We start from the raw sequence: 18,579 nt of genomic DNA on the forward strand, positions 1-18,579 counted from the left end.
TGGCACCGCAGGAGCTTGCGGCAGATCGCGCGCGAAACTTTCTGAACGAAGGGGCCAGCGCACACGGTGATCCGTTGCGGCGAGATCATTCGGCGAGGCGGGGTCTGCCCCGACGGCGCCGTCCGGGCCCAAGCCCCGCGGCGACGCCTTGTTCGAGCGCGATCAGCAGTCGCGAATCGGCAACGCTCAGCTCATGTAGCCGCCGGCCGCCCGGTAGGCGAGTTCCGATGCCGAGTCGATGCGACCGAGCGCGGCGTTGCGGCTTGGAAACCGGCCGAAGCGCCGGATGACGCCGCGGTGGCGGACGGCATGCGAGATGTTCTCGGCACCCGTGTCCGGCATCCGCATGACGAGGAGCGCGACGCAGAGTTCCTGATCGCTCAGCGACTCGGAATGCATCAGGGGCAGGTAGAAGAACTGGCGCTCAGGTTCGGGAACCTGCCGGTCGAGGCCATGCGCGATCGCCGTCTTGGCCCGGGCGCGCGCCGCGAGATCGGAGGCAAATGCATCAGCCGTTCCGCGGAACATGTTCCTCGGGAACTGGTCGAGCAGGATCAGGTTGGCGAGCGCGCCCTGCGCCGTCGCCGCCCAGGCCTGGGCCGGATCGTTCCGGGCCTCGCGCCAGAGCGCACCGAAACGGGTGGTGATCTCGGTATCGATCGCTGGGTCGGCGACATACCAGCGCGCGACCCCGACCTCGTCGATCCAGTAGCCGAGGATATCGGCGATCGCGGCGCGGCGGTCCGGGATCATGTCGCGCCCACCTGGGCCTGATCGCCCTCGCCGGCGGCCTCGATCTGTTCGACGGCCGCTTCCTGCGCGATCTCGCCCGCGACCGGGGTAGCGGCCAGCGTGATCGGCGAGATCGGCACGGTTTCGGTCGCCGGCTTCGCGCGGCGCTTGGTCATGCGGTAGAGCGCGTAGACGGTCATGGTCGACATCACCGCCCCGAGGAACAGCGGAAAGGCGGTCTCGCCAAAATCACGCATGAGATAGCCGACCAAGATCGGCGTCCCGGCGGCGCCGATACCATTGAGAACGATCAGGCCGCCAGATGCGGCCGCCATGTCCTCGGGCGCGAGAAAGTCGTTCGTGTGCGCGATCAGCAGCGAGTAGAGCGGGTTCGAGGTGCCGCCGATCAGCGTCGCCGCAATCACCAGCCAGATGAAGCTGCCCCCCGCGACCAGCGCGAGGAAGGCGGCGGCAGCCCCGATCGCGGTGACCACGGCGATGAGATGCCGCCGGTCCATCCGGTCCGAGAGCCAGCCGATCGGGTACTGCAGCACCAGCCCGCCGACATAGAAGGCACCGACGAAGATCGAGATCTCGGCCGTCGTCATCCCGCGCAGCGTGGCGTAGACGGGCGCCATGCCGAACTGGCAGGCGAAGATCGCGCCCAGAAGGAAGGTCCCGACGCAGCCGAGCGGGGAGCTTTGGTAGAGCCGCCCGAGCGACATGGTGCGTGTCGTCTCGAACACCGGCGTCGGCCCCGCCGAGAGGAGCATCGGCGCAAACGAGATCGAAACCGCCACGGACATGATCACGAAGAGCTCGTAGCCCGCCGCATCGGCGGTGTTGAGCAGGCCCTGCGCGGCGATGATGCCCAGCATCTGCACGATCAGGTATGCCGAGAGGGCGCGCCCCCGGGTTTCGTTCGTCGCCTGGTTGTTCAGCCAGCTCTCGGCCACGACGTAGACGCCGGAATAGCAGAAACCGACGAGAACGCGCATCAGCGTCCAGGCGATGGGATCGACGATCGCGCCGTAGATGACCAGCGCCGCCGAGATCATCGACCCCAGGGCCGCGAAGACGCGCACATGGCCGACCCGGCGCAGCATCACCGGTGTGAGCCGTGCGCCGCCGAGGAAGCCGAGGAAGTACCCCGACATGACGAGACCCATCGTGGTCGCGTCGAATCCCTCGAGCCCGCCACGGATACCCAGGACGGTGCCCTGCATGCCGTTGCCGATCATGAGCAGGAACATCCCGATCAACAGCGGCCAGGAGGTCTTCAGGACGGCGCGCATCGGTAATCCTTCGGCTCGGCGGTCAGGCTTGCGGGCATCCTGATGCCATTTGCTAAGTCATGCCACCCCATGTGCGGCAGAAGATGTCGCGGATCCGGCGATCAGCGGCGCTCGGGCACGAGCAGCGAACTGTCGCCGTAGGAGAAGAATCGATAGCCCCTTTCGATGGCATGCGCGTAGATCGCCTGCATCCGCTCGAGGCCCATCAGCGCCGACACCAGCATGAAGAGCGTGGATTTTGGCAAGTGAAAATTGGTCATCAGCGCGTCCGTGATGCGAAAGCGGTAGCCCGGGGTGATGAAGATCGCGGTCTCTCCGACCCACGGCACAATTCGCCCATCCTCGTCGGCAGCACTCTCGATGAGCCTGAGCGCAGTGGTGCCGACCGGGATTACCCTTCCGCCGGCTTCGCGCGTCGCGTTGATCGTCTCGGCCGCATCGGCGCCGATCTCGCCCCACTCGGCATGCATGCGGTGCGCCGAGATATCTTCCACCTTCACCGGCAGGAAGGTTCCCGCCCCGACATGGAGCGTGACGCGGGTCGACCCGATCCCGCTGGCGGCGAGACGCTCGACAAGCGCCTCGTCGAAATGCAGTGACGCGGTCGGGGCGGCGACCGAACCGGGGCGGCGGGCAAAGATTGTCTGGTAATCCTCGATGTCGCGCGCGTCCGCGGGCCGCTTCTGCGCGATGTAAGGTGGCAGGGGCATCACTCCCGCGCGTCCGATGGCAGCGTCGAGCGCATCGCCTGCCTGATCGAAACGCAGCGCCGTCTCGCCCTCGCCCGGATCTCGTATCACCTCGGCCGCGAGGCCCTCGCCGAACCGGATCAGGTCGCCGGCACGCAGCCGGCGCGCCGGCCGGACCAGGGCCGACCACAGATCCGGGCCATCACGATGGATGAGCGTCACCTCGATCTTCGCGACGCCCGCGCCGTCTTGCGTCTCGCGCCGCCGCTCGCCGAAAAGGCGGGCGGGGATCACGCGCGTGTCGTTGAAGACCAGCAGATCGCCCGGGCGAAGCCAGTCGGTCAGATCGCGAACATGGCTGTCGCTGATCCGGCCTTCTGCGGCGACGAGCAGCCGCGACGCTGGGCGGGGCCGCACCGGTCGGAGCGCGATCAGCGCATCGGGAAGCTCGAAGTCGAAGTCGGAAAGCTGCATGGGCGCGCAGATAGGCGAGGGGGCCGGCCCGGTAAAGGGTCTTTGCAACCGCGAACCGCCAGAAACCCCGCTGCGTCGGATGACACGAAAAAGGGCGCGGAGCCATGGCACCGCGCCCCGTCGTCGGATTGGGCCCGCGTGTTACCGGTCGGCGGCGACGGTGACCTTGATCATGCGGTCGGGGTCCGTGACCGCGCCCGAGCCGGGTGCGCCGCGCTTGATGTTGTCGACATGCTCCATGCCGTCGATGACGCGGCCCCAGACCGTGTACTGGTTGTTCAGGAAATGGCCGTCATCGAACATGATGAAGAACTGCGAGTTCCCCGAATTGGGGTTCTGCGCGCGCGCCATGCCAACCACGCCGCGGTCGAAGGGAACCGACGAGAACTCGGCCTTCAGGTCGGCGAGATCCGAGCCGCCCGTGCCGGTGCGAGATGGATTGTAGCCGTCCTCCATGTCGCCGAACTGCACATCGCCGGTCTGCGCCATGAAGCCTTCGATCACGCGGTGGAAGGCGACGTTGTCATACTCGCCGTCGCGGGTGAGCTTCTTGATCCGATCGACATGCCCGGGGGCGACGTCGGGCAGCATCTCGATCACCACCTCGCCGGAGCGCAGTTCGATGATCAGGGTGTTCTCGGGGTCCTTGATGTCCACGGCGCGTGCCTCCGGTGTCGCGAATGTGAAGAGCAGGGCGGCCAGAAGGCAGAGCTTCCTGAGCATGAAATCCCTCCGCTCGGGGTTGTTGTCGGGGATCATGCCTAGCCCGCGCGGCGGCAGCGGTCAAATACCCTCTCCGGCGTCGAGAAAGGCGCGCGCCTCGGCCGCCGATTCGAAGATATGCGGCGAGAGCGCCCGGTCGGCCAGGGCGTGGCCCAGCTTGAGCCGCATGAAGGCCGAGCCGGAGTAACGGCTCACGCGCGCGTAGAAGCGCTCGGTCACGTCCGCGACCATCGCGGTGTATGCCTCCGCGATGTCCTCGTCGATGCGCGCGCCATCGTAGTTGACCACCACGTCGACGCGCCGGCCGAGCGGCGCGCAGACCTCGGCCACGCGCGCGCGGATCCGTTCGATCTCGTCGAGGCTGCGCACGCGCAGCTTCTCGAAGTTCACGAAGAGCTGTCCCGTGGCGGGATCGAGGGCAATGCGGTCCGCGAGATCGAGGTGCAAGAGGTCGGTCTTCAGCCCCATCGGCTGGTCGTGGAAGATACGCGCGTCCATCGTGATGATCTCGTCGATGACCGGCTGGAAGGCCATCTGCGCGAGGATGTCGCGCTCGATGTCGACGCCCGGCGCCACCTCGGCAAGCCGCAGGCCATCCGGCGCGAGCTCGAACACGCACCGCTCGGTGACATAGAGAACCGGCTGCCCAAGCCGCGCGGCCCGAGAGCCCGAGAAGGTGATCTGTTCGACGGCCTCTCGGAACTTCTGGGCACGGCCCTCGGTCCTGATCGCCAGCTGGCCGTCCTCGATGGCGACGTCGAGCCCGCCTGCGGTGAAGGTTCCGGCAAACACCACGCGCTTGGCCGATTGCGAGATGTTGATGAACCCGCCGGCGCCCGCGAGCTTGGGTCCGAAGCGCGAAACGTTCACGTTGCCCGTCGCGTCGGCCTCGGCCAGGCCAAGGCAGGCCATGTCGAGCCCGCCCCCGTCGTAGAAGTCGAACTGGGCGTTCTGCGCGATGATCGCGTCGGTGTTGATCGCCGCGCCGAAATCGAGGCCCGAGGCGGGCTGGCCGCCGACCACGCCGGGCTCGGCCGTCAGGGTCATGTGCTGGGTGAGTCCTTCCTCGCCCGCGACCGCGGCGACCCCCTCGGGCATGCCGATGCCGAGATTGACGACGCCGTTGACGGGCAGCTCGAAGGCGCAGCGCCGGGCGATCACCTTGCGCGCATCAAGCGGCATCGACTTGACGGCGTTCGCCGGGGCGCGAAAGCGGCCCGAGAAGTAGTGCGAATAGGCGGTGGCATAGGTTTGCAGGTGGTTCTCGGGGCGCGCGACCACCACGGCATCGACCAGCGTGCCGGGGATCACGACGTCGCGCGGATTGAGCGTGTGCGAGGCAGCGATGCGTTCGACCTGAACGATCACGAGGCCGCCGGAATTCCTCACCGCCATCGCCTGGGCGAGGTTGTCGAGGATCAGGGCCTCGCGCTCCATCGTGACGTTGCCCGTCTCGTCGGCGGTGGTTCCGCGCAGCAGCGCCACGTCGAGCTTCTGGCGACGATAGAAGAGCCAGTCATCGCCGCCGATCCTGATCAGTTCCACCACGACGTCGCGCGACTGCTCGTTTATCCGGCCGCCGCCGAGGCGCGGATCGACGAACGTCTCGAGTCCGATCTTGGAAATCGCGCCGGGTCGGCCCGCGGCGATCTCGCGATAGAGCTGGCTGATCACGCCCTGCGGCAGGTTCCAGCCCTGGATCTTGCCTTCGATCGCGAGCTTCCCGATCTTCGGGATCAACCCCCAGTGGCCGCCAATCACCCGAGCCAGAAGGCCGTCATGCCCGAGGCGGTTGAGCCCGCGCGTCTTGCCGTCGCCCTGGCCGGCAGCGAACAGGAGCCCCAGGCCCCGCGGCTCGCCCGTCTCGACGAAGCGCGCCTCGATCGCGGCGAGGAGTTCGTCTGGCACGCCGATGCCGACAAAGCCGGAAGTCGTGAGCCAGTCGCCGTCGCGCACGAGGCGGGCGGCCTCCGAGGCCGAGACGATCTTGTTTCGCATCTGTCAGACCCGCTGGTTGAGGCACATTCCCGACCATGCCCCGATGCCGTGTGGACGGGCAAGACGCTCGGTTCGAGCGGTCCGGCCGCGCGCCTCTTACGGGGGCTTGTAAGTTCCATGCAGTTGGATTTAGCTGCGAGGCATGCGGTGGTTGGGGGAGCCACCGGGCGGCATCGGTTCCGCGCAAGTCGCGGCGGATGCGTGAGAGGGGTCCGGATGGAATACTTCGTTCAGCAGCTCATCAACGGCGTGACGCTGGGTTCGATCTACGGGCTGATCGCCATCGGCTACACGATGGTCTACGGCATCGTCGGGATGATCAACTTCGCCCATGGCGATATCTTCATGGTCGGCGCCTTCGTATCGCTGATCGCCATCACCGCGCTCGGACTCACCGCCTCGACCGGCCTTGGGCTGACGATCATCGCGCTGATCCTGGTCCTGATCTTCGCGATGCTGATCGCGTCGGTCTATGGCTGGACGGTCGAGCGCATCGCCTACCGCCCGCTGCGCGGATCGTTCCGCCTCGCGCCACTGATCACCGCGATCGGCATGTCGATCGTGCTCCAGAACTACGTGCAGATCGCCCAGGGCGCGCGCGTCAAGCCGCTCCAGCCGATCATCCAGGACGGATACACGATCATGCGGCGCGTCGACGAGCAGGGCGAGTTCGTCGTGCAGATCTCGAACATGCAGATCTTCATCATCCTGCTGACCACGGCGCTGATGGTCACCTTCTCGATGATCATCGCCAAGACGCCGCTCGGACGTGCGCAGCGCGCCTGCGAGCAGGACCGCAAGATGGCGGCACTGTCGGGCATCAATGTCGATCGCACGATCTCGCTGACCTTCGTCATGGGTGCCGCTCTCGCCGCCGTCGCGGGCCTGATGTTCCTGCTCTATTACGGCGTGATCGACTTCTTCATCGGCTTCGTCGCCGGCGTGAAGGCCTTCACCGCCGCGGTGCTGGGCGGCATCGGCTCGTTGCCGGGCGCGATGCTCGGCGGCCTCGTGATCGGCCTGATCGAGACCTTCTGGTCGGCCTATTTCTCGATCGAGTACAAGGACGTGGCCGCCTTCGCGATGCTGGCGCTGGTGCTGATCTTCCTGCCGCAGGGTCTGCTGGGCAAACCCGAGGTCGAGAAGGTCTGATGGCATCCATGGCCCTGAAACGCTCGCCCCGCTCGATTCTCATCGATCTTGCGGTTACCAGCTTCCTCGCCCTGGCGATCTTCGGCGTCATGGTCGGCCTGCGGACGGAAACGGTGCCCGGCGGCCTCGAGCTTCAGCCGCAATGGATGTCGGCCCTTCTCCTTGTCGCGGCGGCCGTCGGCGGGCGCGCGATCCTGCTCCTCACCGTCTGGAATCGCCCCGAGGGCGCACCGTCCCTCATCCCCGCGGCGGTGCGGGAAGGCGCGGGCAGCGCGATATCGCGGGTCGGCAAGGTATTCGGCCCGGCGCTACTCGTCTTTGCGCTGCTCCTGCCCTTCCTGCCGTTCACCGACCGCTACATCCTCGATCTGTCGATCCTCGTGCTGACCTACGTGATGCTTGGCTGGGGTCTCAACATCGTCGTCGGCCTCGCCGGCCTGCTCGACCTTGGCTACGTGGCGTTCTACGCGGTCGGGGCTTATTCCTACGCGCTGCTGGCGCTGCACTTCGGCTGGTCGTTCTGGCTCTGCCTGCCGGTCGCCGGCATTCTCGCGGCGTTCTGGGGCATCATTCTCGGGTTTCCCGTGCTCAGGCTCCGGGGCGATTACCTGGCCATCGTGACGCTGGCGTTCGGCGAGATCATCCGCGTGGTCCTGCTGAACTGGTACTGGTTCACGGGAGGCCCCGACGGCCTTTCCGGCATCCCGCGGCCGAGCTTCTTCGGCATCGAGTTCAGCCGCGGCGAGGGCGGGTTCGCCGACGCCTTCGGGCTCGAATACTCATCGCTGCACCGGATCATCTTCCTCTATTTCCTGATCCTGGCGCTCGCGCTGCTCACCAACTACGTGACGATGCGCCTGCGCCGGCTGCCCATCGGCCGCGCCTGGGAGGCGCTGCGCGAGGACGAGATCGCCTGCCGGTCGCTGGGGCTCAACACCACCTCGGTCAAGCTCACGGCTTTCGCGACCGGGGCGATGTTCGGCGGCTTCGCCGGCGCCTTCTTCGCCACGCGGCAGGGCTTCATCTCGCCCGAGAGCTTCACCTTCATCGAGTCGGCGCTCATCCTCGCGATCGTCGTCCTGGGCGGGATGGGTTCGCAGATCGGCGTCGTGATCGCCTCGGTTGCGCTGATCGGCGGCTTCGAGGTGTTCCGCGAGGCCGAGGACTATCGCATGCTGATCTTTGGCCTCGCGATGGTGCTGATCATGATCTGGCGCCCGCGCGGACTGATCGCGACCCGTGCTCCGTCGATCTTCCTGCGCGAGAAGAAGGCGGTATCGGGCAGTCTGGTGGCGCAGGGCGAGGGGCACTGAGATGGCTGGTGACGCCCTGCTCGAGGTCGAGCGCCTGACCATGCGCTTCGGTGGCCTGACGGCCGTCGACGACCTGTCGTTCACCGCGCGACGCGGCGAGATCACCGCCCTGATCGGCCCGAACGGCGCGGGCAAGACCACCGTCTTCAACTGTATCACCGGCTTCTACAAGCCGACTGTCGGGCGCATTACCATGCACCACGACAACGGGGAGCGTTTCCTGCTCGAGCGGCTGCCCGACTTCCAGATCCCGCGCACCGCGAAGGTTGCGCGCACCTTCCAGAACATCCGTCTGTTCGGTGGGATGACCGTGCTCGAGAACCTGATGGTCGCGCAGCACAATCCCCTGATGCGGGCCTCGGGCTACACCTTCGGCGGCGTGCTGGGGATCGGCGGCTACCGGCATGCCGAGCGCGAGGCGGTCGAGCTTGCGAAGTACTGGCTCGAGCAGACCGGCCTGCTGGCGCGCGCCGACGATGCGGCCGGGGATCTGCCCTATGGCGACCAGCGACGGCTCGAGATCGCGCGGGCCATGTGCACGGGCCCGCGGCTGCTGTGTCTCGACGAGCCCGCAGCCGGCCTCAATCCCCGCGAGTCGGACGAGCTCAATCGCCTGCTCCTGTTCATCCGCAAGGAGCGGGGCGTGGGCATCCTGCTGATCGAGCATGACATGAGCGTCGTGATGGGTATCTCGGACCACATCGTGGTGCTCGACTACGGCGCAAAGATCGCCGACGCGGCGCCCGAGGAGATCCGAAACGATCCCAAGGTCATTGCCGCCTATCTCGGCGTCGAGGACGAGGAGGTCGAGGAGGTCGAGCACGAGATCGAGGAAACCGCGGCTGCGGTGAGTGGCGAGGAGGGATCGCAATGAGCGCGCACCCGCTGCTCGCCGTCTCGGAGGTCGAGACGTTCTATGGCCGCATCCAGGCGCTGCGCGGCGTCTCGCTCGACGTGCATCAGGGCGAGATCGTCACGCTGATTGGCGCGAACGGCGCGGGCAAGTCGACCCTCATGATGACCATCTGCGGCTCGCCCCAGGCCCGCTCGGGCCGCGTCCTCTATGACGGGCAGGACATCACGACGTTCCCGACCCACCAGATCATGCATATGGGCATCGCCCAGTCGCCCGAGGGCCGGCGCATCTTCGGCCGCATGACGGTGATGGAGAACCTGATGATCGGCGCCTCGGTCGCCGATCAGAAGTTCTTCGACGAGGATCTCGAGCGCGCCTTTGCGCTGTTCCCGCGCCTCAAGGACCGGCGCGACCAGCGCGGCGGCACGCTGTCGGGCGGCGAGCAGCAGATGCTGGCAATCGCCCGCGCGCTGATGGCACGCCCGCGGCTCCTGCTGCTCGACGAGCCGTCGCTCGGGCTGGCGCCGCTGGTGGTCAAGCAGATCTTCGGTGCCATCGGCGAGCTCAATCGCGCCGACGGCCTCACCGTGTTCCTGGTCGAGCAGAACGCCTATCACGCGCTCAAGCTGGCGCACCGGGGCTATGTGATGGTGAACGGCCAGATCACCATGAGCGGCACCGGTACTGAACTGCTGGCACGCGACGAGATCCGGGCGGCCTATCTGGAAGGGGGCGCGCACTGACATGGGCGTGATCTGGGAGACCGATTTCGTCACCTTCTTCTTCGTCACGCTGGTGATCGGCGGGGGCGCGGCCTTCATGTCCGGCCGGGCACTCGCCTCGACATGGCAGCCGATCTGGCGCCTGATCTTCTACATGGTGCTGCTGGCGGCCGCGATCAGGTTCTTCCACTTCGCGCTCTTCAGCGGGACGCTTCTGTCGGTACATTACTATCTGGTCGACGCGGCCTCGGTGATTGCGCTTGCGCTGCTCGGATATCGGCTCAAACGTGTGAACCAGATGGTGACGCAATACGAGTGGCTCTACGAGCGCGCCGGCCCATTCGGGTGGCGTGAGCGGGGCTGATGGCGCAAGAAGGTTGACAACTGGGAACGCCGCTGCGGCAGCGTGCCGACACGGCGCTTCGTAAAAAGGGGAGACGATCCGAAATGAAGAAGTTCCTTTTGATGGGGACCGCGCTCTCGCTCGGTCTGATGGTCGGGCAGGGCGTCGCGCTGGCCGACATCCAGATCGCGACTGCGGGCCCGATGACGGGGCAGTATGCGAGCTTCGGTGCCCAGATGAAGGCCGGTGCCGAGCAGGCGGTCGCGGATATCAACGCCGCCGGCGGTGTGAACGGCGAGCAGCTGGTCCTGAGCATCGGCGACGATGCCTGCGACCCGAAGCAGGCCGTGGCGGTCGCGAACCAGATGGTGTCGAAGGGCGTCGTCTTCATGGCCGGGCACTTCTGCTCGGGCTCGTCGATCCCGGCGTCGCAGGTCTACGAGGAGGAAGGGATCATCCAGATCTCGCCCGCCTCGACCAACCCCAAGTTCACCGATGAAGGTGGTCCGAACGTGTTCCGTGTCTGCGGCCGCGACGACCAGCAGGGCCAGGTCGCCGGGGCGCTTCTCGCCGAGGAGTTCGCCGGCAAGCGGGTCGCGATCCTTCACGACAAGACCGCCTACGGCAAGGGGCTCGCGGACCAGACCCTCGCATCCTACGAAGCCCTGGGCGGCAAGCCCGCGATGTACGAGGCGATCACGGCCGGCGAGAAGGACTACACCGCGCTGGTCTCGAAGCTGAAGCAGGAGAACATCGACGTCGTTTACCTGGGCGGCTACCACACCGAGGCCGGTCTGATCGTGCGCCAGATGCGCGATCAGGGCATGAGCACGCAGCTGATCTCGGGCGACGCCCTCGTGACCAACGAGTACTGGTCGATCACCGGTGACGCCGGCCAGGGGACGCTGATGTCCTTCTCGCCCGATCCGCGCAAGAACCCCGAGGCGGCGGAAGTGGTGCAGAAGTTCAAGGACCAGGGCATCGAGCCCGAGGGCTATGTGCTCTACACCTATGCCGCGATCCAGGCATGGGCGCAGGCGGCCGCCGCGGCGGGCGCCACCGACATGGAGGCCGTTGCGGCGGCGCTGCACTCGGGCGAGTTCGACACCGTGCTGGGTAGTCTCTCCTTCGACGACAAGGGCGACGTCACCCTGCCGGGCTATGTCTGGTACGAGTGGAAGGACGGCAGCTACGACTACCGCTGATCGTTCATCCGACTGAACGGGCTGCGCGCGGGACCGCGCGCAGCCCTTTTTTCGACCGGGAGGGCCGCTGCCATGACCGATATCGAGCACATGAGCGCCCATGACGCCGCCGAGGATCCGCGCAACGCGAAGCTCCTCATCCACGTCAATGGTCGTCTCGTGCCACGCGCCGAGGCGATGGTCTCGGTTTATGACAGCGGGTTCATGCTGGGCGACGGCGTCTGGGAAGGACTGCGCCTGCACCACGGGCGCTGGGCATTCCGCGACGCCCATCTCGACCGGCTTTTCGAGGCGGCCAGGGCGATCGACCTCGACATCGTCCGCACGCGCGAGGACCTCGCCGCGGCGCTCGACGAGATCGCGGAAGCGAACGGCATGACTGACGACGCGCATGCGCGGCTGATGGTGACCCGCGGGGTCAAGGCGCGACCCTTCCAGCATCCCGGGCTGTCCCGTTCGGGCCCCACGATCGTGATCATCGCCGAGCACAGCCGTCCGACACTGCCCCGCGGGATCCGGTTGATGACCGTGCCCCAGCATCGCGGCTTGCCGCTGACGCAGGACCCCAAGCTCAATTCGCATTCCAAGCTGAACTGCATCCTCGCCTGCATCCACGCCGAGAAAGCGGGCGCCGACGAGGCCCTGATGCTTGACCCCTTCGGCTTCGTGAACACCACGAATTCCTGCAACTTCTTCATCGTCCGCCGCGGCGAGGTCTGGACCTCGACCGGCGACTACTGCCTCAACGGCATTACCCGCGGCCACGTGATCGAGCTTTGCCGCGAGAACGGCATCCCGGTCTTCGAGCGCAACTTCTCGCTGGTCGAGACCTACTCCGCCGAGGAGGCCTTCCTCACCGGCACATTCGGCGCGCAAACCCCTGTCGCCGAGATCGACGGCCGGCGCATCGGCGATGGCGGGCTGGGCCCCGTGACGGCGCGCATCCGCGCGCTCTATGCCGACCTCGTGGCCCGCGACGTCAGAGCCGCCTGAGCGGGTTCAGGGCAGCGGGCGCGGCTTGCCGCCGTCGTCGATCGCGACGAAGGTGAAGACGGCCTCGGTCACCTTCACATGCTCGGCCGCCGGCATGCGGGTGATCCAGACCTCGACCTCGATCCGCATGGATGTTCGTCCCTCGGCCTCGATGCGGCTGTGGATCGACACCACGTCGCCGACCCATACGGGCCGATGGAACGTCATGCGCTCGACCGCCACGGTTGCCACGCGTCCGCGTGCGCGGCGTCGTGCCAGAACGCTGGCGCCAAGGTCCATCTGGGCCATGAGCCACCCGCCGAAGATGTCGCCATTGGCGTTGGTGTCGGCCGGCATGGCGATGGTCTGGAGCGTGACCTCGCCCTGCGGTGCCGAGCCGGTCGTCGTCTCGGTCATTCGGGCTCCTTTCGCGCAATGGGACGAGACTGGCCCACCCCGGCTGCAGCATGCAAGCCGGCGCTTTCGGTGCACCATTTCGCGGCGGCACGTCCTGCATGAAACCCCGTGGCAAGCGATGCGGTCAGAAGGTAGCCGCCGGTCGGGGCTTCCCAGTCGAGCATCTCGCCCGCGGCAAACACGCCGGGCAGGCGCTTGAGCATCAGGCCCTCGTCAAGGTCGCTCCAGCAGATCCCGCCCGCCGAGGAAATCGCCTCGGCCAGCGGGCGCGATCGTAAGACCGGAACCGGCAGCGACTTGATCGCGCCTGCAATCGAAACCGGGTCGCCCAGTGCGTCCGGGGCCAACTCGCGCAACAGTCCCGCACGCACCCCAGCGATCCCGGCGGCCTTGCGCAGGTGGTTCGCGAGCGAGGCCCGACCCCGCGGTTTCGACAAACGCCGGATCAGCGTGTCGCGGGTCACGTCAGGGGCGAGGTCGAGGAGGAGTTCGGCCTCGCCCTGTCCGAGCGCATCGCGAAGTGCGGCGGACACGGCATAGACGAGGCTGCCCTCGATGCCCTGCCGGGTGACCACCAACTCACCCCGCGCCTGTCGCGTACCAACGCGAAGCGCGACATTCTTCACCGGCGCCCCGGCGTGCTGCGCGGCGAAATGCGCTGACCATGCAACATCGAAGCCCATGTTCGCGGGCCGGAAGGGGCGCACGCCCACGCCTCGTGCCTCCAGCCATGGCACCCAGGCGGCGTCCGAGCCGAGCCGGGGCCAGGATGCGCCCCCCAGCGCCAGAACCGCGACCTGCGCGCGGACCCGTCGTGGCCCGTGCGCCGTCTCGAAGACCAGTGCCTCCCCGTTCCAGCCCTGCCAGCGCCAGCGGGTCCGGAACTCGACGCCACTCAGCCGCTGCAGCCAGCGCCGAAGAAGGGGCGAGCCCTTCATGGCCGTCGGAAAGACGCGGCCCGACGAGCCGGTAAAGATCTCCTCGCCCAGCCCGCGCGCCCAATCCATCGCCGCGCGGGGCCCGAATGCGGCGAGCATGGGCGCGAGCCGGGCCCCATCGTCGCCGAATGCCGCGAGAAACGCCTCGGCGCTTTCGTCCTTCGTCAGGTTGAGGCCGGACTTCCCGGCCATCAGGAACTTGCGGGCGACGCTCGGCTTGGCTTCGAAAACCACCGGGCGCAGCCCCGCTGAAAGGAGCGCCTCGGCCGCCGCGAGGCCCGCCGGCCCCGCACCGATGACCGCGGCTGTGACAGGCTCGACGGGGCAGGGTTCTTCCATCGCCGGCGGTCGCGATCCGACTGGACTCACTCGAAGCTCTCGGCGATGCGGGCGAGGCGGGCCTCGATCTCCCAACGCGGGCCCTTGGACAGGAATGTCCGGCTCAACGCCCGGATCTCGAGCGGCTGCGTCGCGAGCCGTTCGACCTCGACCCAGCGGGTCCAGTCGTCCATCGGCCGCCATCCCGGCGCATCGATCCGGCAATCAGGCAGCCGCCAGTGGAAGGTGGGCCGGGCCGAGATCTTCTCGTCCGGCAGACGGCGACGGACGCGCGGCGCGTCGAGATGCGCAAACAGCGGCAACATGTCGAGCTCCATGTTCCGCGTGGGATTGAACGCGATGTAGTCGTCGATCAGCCGGCCCAGTTCCGGCGCGTAGCCGGCGTCGAGGATGTGCCGCGCGTAGTCGACGGCGAAGGGGTTGATGTAATTCTGCATCCGCCGGATCGTCGCGAGCCTGCTGTCCCGGCGCAGCCGCGGGGCGATCAGCACATAGGCCCGCAGCACCGAAAGCAGGTACTCGGCATCGTATGCGGCGGCCTCGACGTTGAGATGCATGCCGAAGCCGGCAAAGGTGGAATGCTCGGTCCCGGTTGCGCCGGCCGCGCGGAGCCCTGTGATCAGCGGCATCAGCGCCGGCAGATCGGGCCAGCCGACCGGTGGGGCGACCAGCTCGACCGGCATGACCAGGCCCGCAACGTCCCCCAGAAACGCCGCGGCGAGGCGCGGAAGCTCGTTATCCTCCTCGCTCTCATCCGGGTTGCCGACATGGCGGCGCAGATGTTCGGGATGCGCCCACCGCGTGTCGAGCTCGACGCGAAAGCTGCCGCGCCACGGGCTGCCTGCCGGAGGGGTGATCCGGAAGCGATGGGGGTCTTCCTCGTGCAGTGCCGAGCCCGGACCGAGCGCCCGGGTCACGGCTCGTGCCGCGTCGAAGGCGGTCAGTTGCCCGAACTCGAGCTCGACCCCGACCCCGCGCGGGCGACCGTCTGCGCCCTCCGCGACCGGCGGCGCCACCACCTCGACCGCGTCATGGAAACGCTCGTGGGACCCGCGGCGGGACTCCTCGCTGTTCATCATGCCTGATGCTCCGCGTCGTCGCCGGGTGGCCGGCCCGTGCCTCGTAAGACAATGTGGCGTCCGCTCGGGCGCGCCGCAATGGGGACTGGCCGAGGATCACCCGCAGCGCTAGCTTCTGGGCCATGACACCGGGCGAGGATCCGATCTGTCCGCTCTGCAAGCGGCCCATCCCTCCAAGGGCGAAACGATCGCTGCACCATCTGGTTCCGCGGCTTAAGGGCGGGGCCGGCGGTCCCGTCGTCCTGCTCCACCAGATCTGCCATAACGAGATCCACGCGACCCTGAGCGAGGCCGAACTTGCCCGCGGCTACGACAGCATCGAGGCATTGCGCGCCCACCCCCGCATCGCGCGATTCGTTTCCTGGGTGGCCCGGCGTAACCCGGCCTTCCACAGCCGCAGCGACGGGCGCGGAAGACGGCGACGGTGATCCCGGCGGCACCGGCGCGCAGGTCGCACGCGCGCTCTGGGCGCGGGCGGCGGGCTCTGCTATCTCGACACCGGAACGAGCGAAGGCGGGGAGTTGAAATGGCCGGGCCGAGAACGATCCTGATCACCGGCTGCTCGTCGGGCATCGGTCATCACGCGGCACACGAACTCGCGCGACGCGGCTGGCAGGTGCTCGCGACCTGCCGCAAGGAGGAAGACTGCGCGCGCCTGCGCGACGAGGGGCTCGAAAGCTTTCGGCTCGACTACCAGGACAACGCCTCGATCCACGCCGCCTTCGGGACCGCGATGGAGCGCAGCGGCGGCCGGCTCGACGCGCTGTTCAACAACGGTGCCTTCGCCCAGCCCGGCGCCGTCGAGGACCTGCCGACCGACGCGCTGCGCGCGAGCTTCGAGGCGAATTTCTTCGGATGGCACGAGCTTACCCGGCTGGTGCTGCCGGTGATGCGCCGCCAGGGGCAGGGGCGACTGATCCAGTGCTCGAGCGTGCTGGGTTTCTCGGCGCTGAGGATGCGTGGCGCCTATATCGCGACCAAGCACGCGATCGAAGGATATACCGATACCCTGCGCCTCGAGTTGAGGGGCAGCGGGATCCATGTCGTGCTGCTCGAGCCGGGTCCGATCAAGACCCGCATGCGCGAGAACGCCCAGGCCCATTACGAGCGCTGGATCGACCGCGAGAACACGCACTGGGCTGAGTTCTACCGAAGCACGCTCGAGCCTCGGCTCTACAAGAAGAACCCGCCGCCGGACGTCGGCGAGCTGTCCTGCCGGGCCACGACGGAAAAGGTGCTCGTGGCGCTCGAGGCGGCCCGGCCGCGCCCCCGCTACTACGTCACGCGGCCCACGCATCTGGTGGGTGCGATGAAACGGCTTTTGCCCACGCGCTGGATGGATGCGATCATGGGGGTGCAATGACAAGGGACGCGACGCCGCTGCGACGCAAACTCACCCTGTCCGTTCACATCGGGGCGCGCTAGGTATGCTGTCCATGTCAGGTATCTTCTTCTATCTCGCGGCGGCGGCCTGTCTCGCGACGCTTGCCGTCCTCTTGATCGGCATCGGCGGCTTCGGGTCGGGCAAGGCCTCGCCGCGCTTCTCGAACCGCATGATGCGCTACCGCGTCATCGCGCAGGCGATTGCGATCGTGCTGCTTCTGATGATGGTCTGGTTTGCCAAGCAGGGAATGTGACGGATGGTGGTGCTCAACCGGATCTACACGCGGACGGGTGACGCGGGCGAGACGGCGCTTGGTGACGGCAGCCGCGTGGCCAAGCATTCGGCGCGCGTCGCGGCTTACGGCACGGTCGACGAGCTCAACTCGGTCGCGGGTCTCGCGCGGCTTCATGCCGAGGGCGAGATGGACGTGAGCCTCGCGCGCATCCAGAACGATCTCTTCGACCTCGGCGCGGATCTCTGCCGGCCCAACATGGACCGCGACGCCGAGGCCGAGTACCCGCCGCTGAGGGTCGCGGCCGCGCAGGTCGAGAGGCTTGAGCGCGAGATCGATGCGATGAACACCCGCCTTCAGCCCCTGCGGAGCTTCGTGCTTCCGGGCGGATCGGCGCTGTCGGCGCATCTGCACATGTGCCGCACGGTCTGCCGCAGGGCCGAGCGCCTTACCGTCGAGCTTGCGACGACCGAAGGGGTCAACGAGTCGGCGATCCGCTATCTCAACCGCCTGTCGGACTGGTTCTTCGTGGCATCGCGCATCGCCAATGATGACGGGCGCGCCGACGTGCTTTGGGTGCCCGGCGCGAACCGCTGATCGCGGCGCGCCGCACCGACGCGGGGGGCGTCTCGCGATGCCTTCCGCGCGCCCGGCGCGCATGGGCGAGGCTGGCGGGGCTTGTCGCGCTGGCCATGATCGGCGCGCCGCTCGCGGCATCCGCCCGCCCGCCCGAGCCGCCGCCAGCCCCCTCCGTCGCGCCCGAGAGCCCGGAAGGGCTTTGCCACACCATCGAGAATGCGGCGCATGAACACGATCTGCCGCCCGAGTTCCTCGCCCGGCTGATCTGGAAGGAAAGCCGCTTCGATGTGCGCGCGGTCAGTCCGAAGGGCGCGCTTGGCGTTGCACAGTTCATGCCCGCGACCGCCCGCCTGCGGGGACTCGACGACCCCTTCGACCCGCAACAGGCGATCTCCGCATCGGCGCGCTACCTGTCGGACCTCAAGGTGCTCTTCGGCAATCTCGGCCTCGCCGCCGCAGCCTACAACGCAGGCGAGGATCGGGTGGGCCGCTACGTCGCGCGGAGGTCCGGCCTGCCAGCCGAGACGCATGACTACGTGCTGTCGATCACCTTCCGGCCGGCCGAGTGGTTCAGGACGCCGGGACGCGAGCTCGAGCCACGCCCGCTCGATCCCGAACGCTCCTTCCGCGAGGCCTGCGCGATGCTGCCGGTTGTCCCCACGCGCGCCGCGCTGTTCGAGGGGGCGGACTGGCAGCCATGGGGTGTGCAGGTTGCGGGGCATTTGCGGCGCTCGGTCGCGCTGAGGCATTTTTCCCGCGTGCAGGCGCGCTATGCGTCGATCATCGGCACGCGAATGCCGATGCTGGTGCGGGCGCGGGCCGCGACGGGGCCGCGCCGCATTTGGTCGGTCCGCCTTGGCGCCGACACGCGGTCCGAGGCGGCAAAGCTTTGCGCGCGGCTGCGCGCGGCCGGGGCGCCCTGTCTTGTCCGCCGCAACTGAGGCTCCTCGCCTGACCGTGCGGGCGCGCGGCCGATGTCTGGTGGCATGCGGGAGGGGATCGCCGCCTGCGTCAGATCGCCCCCCTTTGCGCGGGTTGCCCGTGGCCTCGCGGCTGGCGTAGGTCAGACGGGTTTCTGGCGATTCCCCGTCAATGCGCGTCGCTTTTTTCCTACGTTTGCCGTCGCGAGTGCGCTAA

The 18,579-nt window shown here is 67.7% G+C and carries 20 protein-coding genes; 12 read left to right on the top strand and 8 right to left on the bottom strand.

The features are described from left to right. Positions 1–186: 186 nt before the first annotated feature. From H0I76_RS09165 to H0I76_RS09185, 5 genes are all read right to left on the bottom strand, one after another. Positions 187–753, bottom strand: coding sequence for a DUF924 family protein (locus tag H0I76_RS09165; protein ID WP_200609569.1), 567 nt, complete (start codon positions 751–753; stop codon positions 187–189). After that, complete coding sequence (locus H0I76_RS09170; RefSeq protein WP_200609570.1) at positions 750–2,027, bottom strand: MFS transporter; 1,278 nt, start codon at positions 2,025–2,027, stop codon at positions 750–752. Before H0I76_RS09170 ends, H0I76_RS09165 begins: the two co-directional genes overlap by 4 nt. Before the next feature lie 101 nt (positions 2,028–2,128). Beyond that, entirely contained in the window at positions 2,129–3,190 is a 1,062-nt protein-coding gene (gene queA / locus H0I76_RS09175; protein ID WP_200609571.1) for a tRNA preQ1(34) S-adenosylmethionine ribosyltransferase-isomerase QueA, read from the bottom strand. A 141-nt stretch (positions 3,191–3,331) separates the two neighbouring features. Next, positions 3,332–3,949, bottom strand: a complete 618-nt coding sequence (locus H0I76_RS09180) for a peptidylprolyl isomerase (protein ID WP_407704263.1) — start codon at positions 3,947–3,949, stop codon at positions 3,332–3,334. Between the two features lie 24 nt (positions 3,950–3,973). Next, positions 3,974–5,911: an acyl CoA:acetate/3-ketoacid CoA transferase gene (locus H0I76_RS09185; protein WP_200609572.1), complete on the bottom strand. Its 1,938-nt coding sequence runs from the start codon at positions 5,909–5,911 to the stop codon at positions 3,974–3,976. Between the two features lie 216 nt (positions 5,912–6,127). Here H0I76_RS09185 and H0I76_RS09190 point away from each other — a divergent pair, with 216 nt between their 5' ends. The 7 genes from H0I76_RS09190 to H0I76_RS09220 all read left to right on the top strand — a co-directional run bounded on the left by H0I76_RS09190 (position 6,128) and on the right by H0I76_RS09220 (position 12,495). Continuing rightward, on the top strand, positions 6,128–7,063 hold the full coding sequence (locus H0I76_RS09190; protein WP_200609573.1) for an ABC transporter permease subunit: 936 nt from the start codon (positions 6,128–6,130) through the stop codon (positions 7,061–7,063). Further along, a complete protein-coding gene (gene livM, locus H0I76_RS09195) occupies positions 7,063–8,376 on the top strand; it encodes a high-affinity branched-chain amino acid ABC transporter permease LivM (protein ID WP_234455230.1) in 1,314 nt (437 codons plus the stop codon). Before H0I76_RS09190 ends, livM begins: the two co-directional genes overlap by 1 nt. A 1-nt stretch (position 8,377) precedes the next feature. Then, positions 8,378–9,250, top strand: coding sequence for an ABC transporter ATP-binding protein (locus tag H0I76_RS09200; protein ID WP_200609574.1), 873 nt, complete (start codon positions 8,378–8,380; stop codon positions 9,248–9,250). Then, complete coding sequence (locus tag H0I76_RS09205; protein ID WP_200609575.1) at positions 9,247–9,975, top strand: ABC transporter ATP-binding protein; 729 nt, start codon at positions 9,247–9,249, stop codon at positions 9,973–9,975. Before H0I76_RS09200 ends, H0I76_RS09205 begins: the two co-directional genes overlap by 4 nt. 1 nt (position 9,976) lies before the next feature. Beyond that, entirely contained in the window at positions 9,977–10,318 is a 342-nt protein-coding gene (locus H0I76_RS09210) for a DUF6867 family protein (RefSeq protein WP_200609576.1), read from the top strand. Between the two features lie 83 nt (positions 10,319–10,401). Next, the gene (locus tag H0I76_RS09215; protein ID WP_200609577.1) at positions 10,402–11,502 is read left to right on the top strand and encodes a branched-chain amino acid ABC transporter substrate-binding protein; all 1,101 of its coding nucleotides are present in this window, start codon (positions 10,402–10,404) and stop codon (positions 11,500–11,502) included. 72 nt (positions 11,503–11,574) lie between these two features. After that, entirely contained in the window at positions 11,575–12,495 is a 921-nt protein-coding gene (locus tag H0I76_RS09220) for an aminotransferase class IV (protein WP_200609578.1), read from the top strand. 6 nt (positions 12,496–12,501) lie between these two features. On the opposite strand, the gene H0I76_RS09225 is transcribed toward H0I76_RS09220, so the two are convergent. The 3 genes from H0I76_RS09225 to H0I76_RS09235 are packed head-to-tail and all read right to left on the bottom strand — an operon-like array spanning position 12,502 to position 15,247. Further along, positions 12,502–12,891 carry an acyl-CoA thioesterase gene (locus H0I76_RS09225; RefSeq protein WP_200609579.1) on the bottom strand — a complete coding sequence of 130 codons (390 nt, stop codon included), beginning with the start codon at positions 12,889–12,891 and terminating at the stop codon, positions 12,502–12,504. Beyond that, positions 12,888–14,168 carry a TIGR03862 family flavoprotein gene (locus H0I76_RS09230; protein WP_200609580.1) on the bottom strand — a complete coding sequence of 427 codons (1,281 nt, stop codon included), beginning with the start codon at positions 14,166–14,168 and terminating at the stop codon, positions 12,888–12,890. The genes H0I76_RS09225 and H0I76_RS09230 overlap by 4 nt, the downstream gene beginning before the upstream one ends. A 26-nt stretch (positions 14,169–14,194) precedes the next feature. After that, positions 14,195–15,247: an amidoligase family protein gene (locus H0I76_RS09235; RefSeq protein ID WP_200609581.1), complete on the bottom strand. Its 1,053-nt coding sequence runs from the start codon at positions 15,245–15,247 to the stop codon at positions 14,195–14,197. 122 nt (positions 15,248–15,369) lie between these two features. Here H0I76_RS09235 and H0I76_RS19415 point away from each other — a divergent pair, with 122 nt between their 5' ends. The 5 genes from H0I76_RS19415 to H0I76_RS09255 all read left to right on the top strand — a co-directional run bounded on the left by H0I76_RS19415 (position 15,370) and on the right by H0I76_RS09255 (position 18,383). After that, on the top strand, positions 15,370–15,675 hold the full coding sequence (locus H0I76_RS19415) for an HNH endonuclease (protein ID WP_234455231.1): 306 nt from the start codon (positions 15,370–15,372) through the stop codon (positions 15,673–15,675). A gap of 98 nt (positions 15,676–15,773) precedes the next feature. Beyond that, complete coding sequence (locus tag H0I76_RS09240) at positions 15,774–16,610, top strand: SDR family NAD(P)-dependent oxidoreductase (protein ID WP_200609582.1); 837 nt, start codon at positions 15,774–15,776, stop codon at positions 16,608–16,610. Positions 16,611–16,683: 73 nt separating this feature from the next. After that, positions 16,684–16,884, top strand: a complete 201-nt coding sequence (locus H0I76_RS09245; protein WP_200609583.1) for a twin transmembrane helix small protein — start codon at positions 16,684–16,686, stop codon at positions 16,882–16,884. A 3-nt stretch (positions 16,885–16,887) separates the two neighbouring features. Further along, the gene (locus tag H0I76_RS09250) at positions 16,888–17,460 is read left to right on the top strand and encodes a cob(I)yrinic acid a,c-diamide adenosyltransferase (RefSeq protein WP_200609584.1); all 573 of its coding nucleotides are present in this window, start codon (positions 16,888–16,890) and stop codon (positions 17,458–17,460) included. Next, complete coding sequence (locus H0I76_RS09255; RefSeq protein WP_200609585.1) at positions 17,436–18,383, top strand: lytic transglycosylase domain-containing protein; 948 nt, start codon at positions 17,436–17,438, stop codon at positions 18,381–18,383. Before H0I76_RS09250 ends, H0I76_RS09255 begins: the two co-directional genes overlap by 25 nt. The last annotated feature ends 196 nt before the right edge of the window (positions 18,384–18,579 follow it).

It is taken from the genome of Thermohalobaculum xanthum (assembly GCF_016623495.1).
Lineage (GTDB): Bacteria > Pseudomonadota > Alphaproteobacteria > Rhodobacterales > Rhodobacteraceae > Thermohalobaculum > Thermohalobaculum xanthum.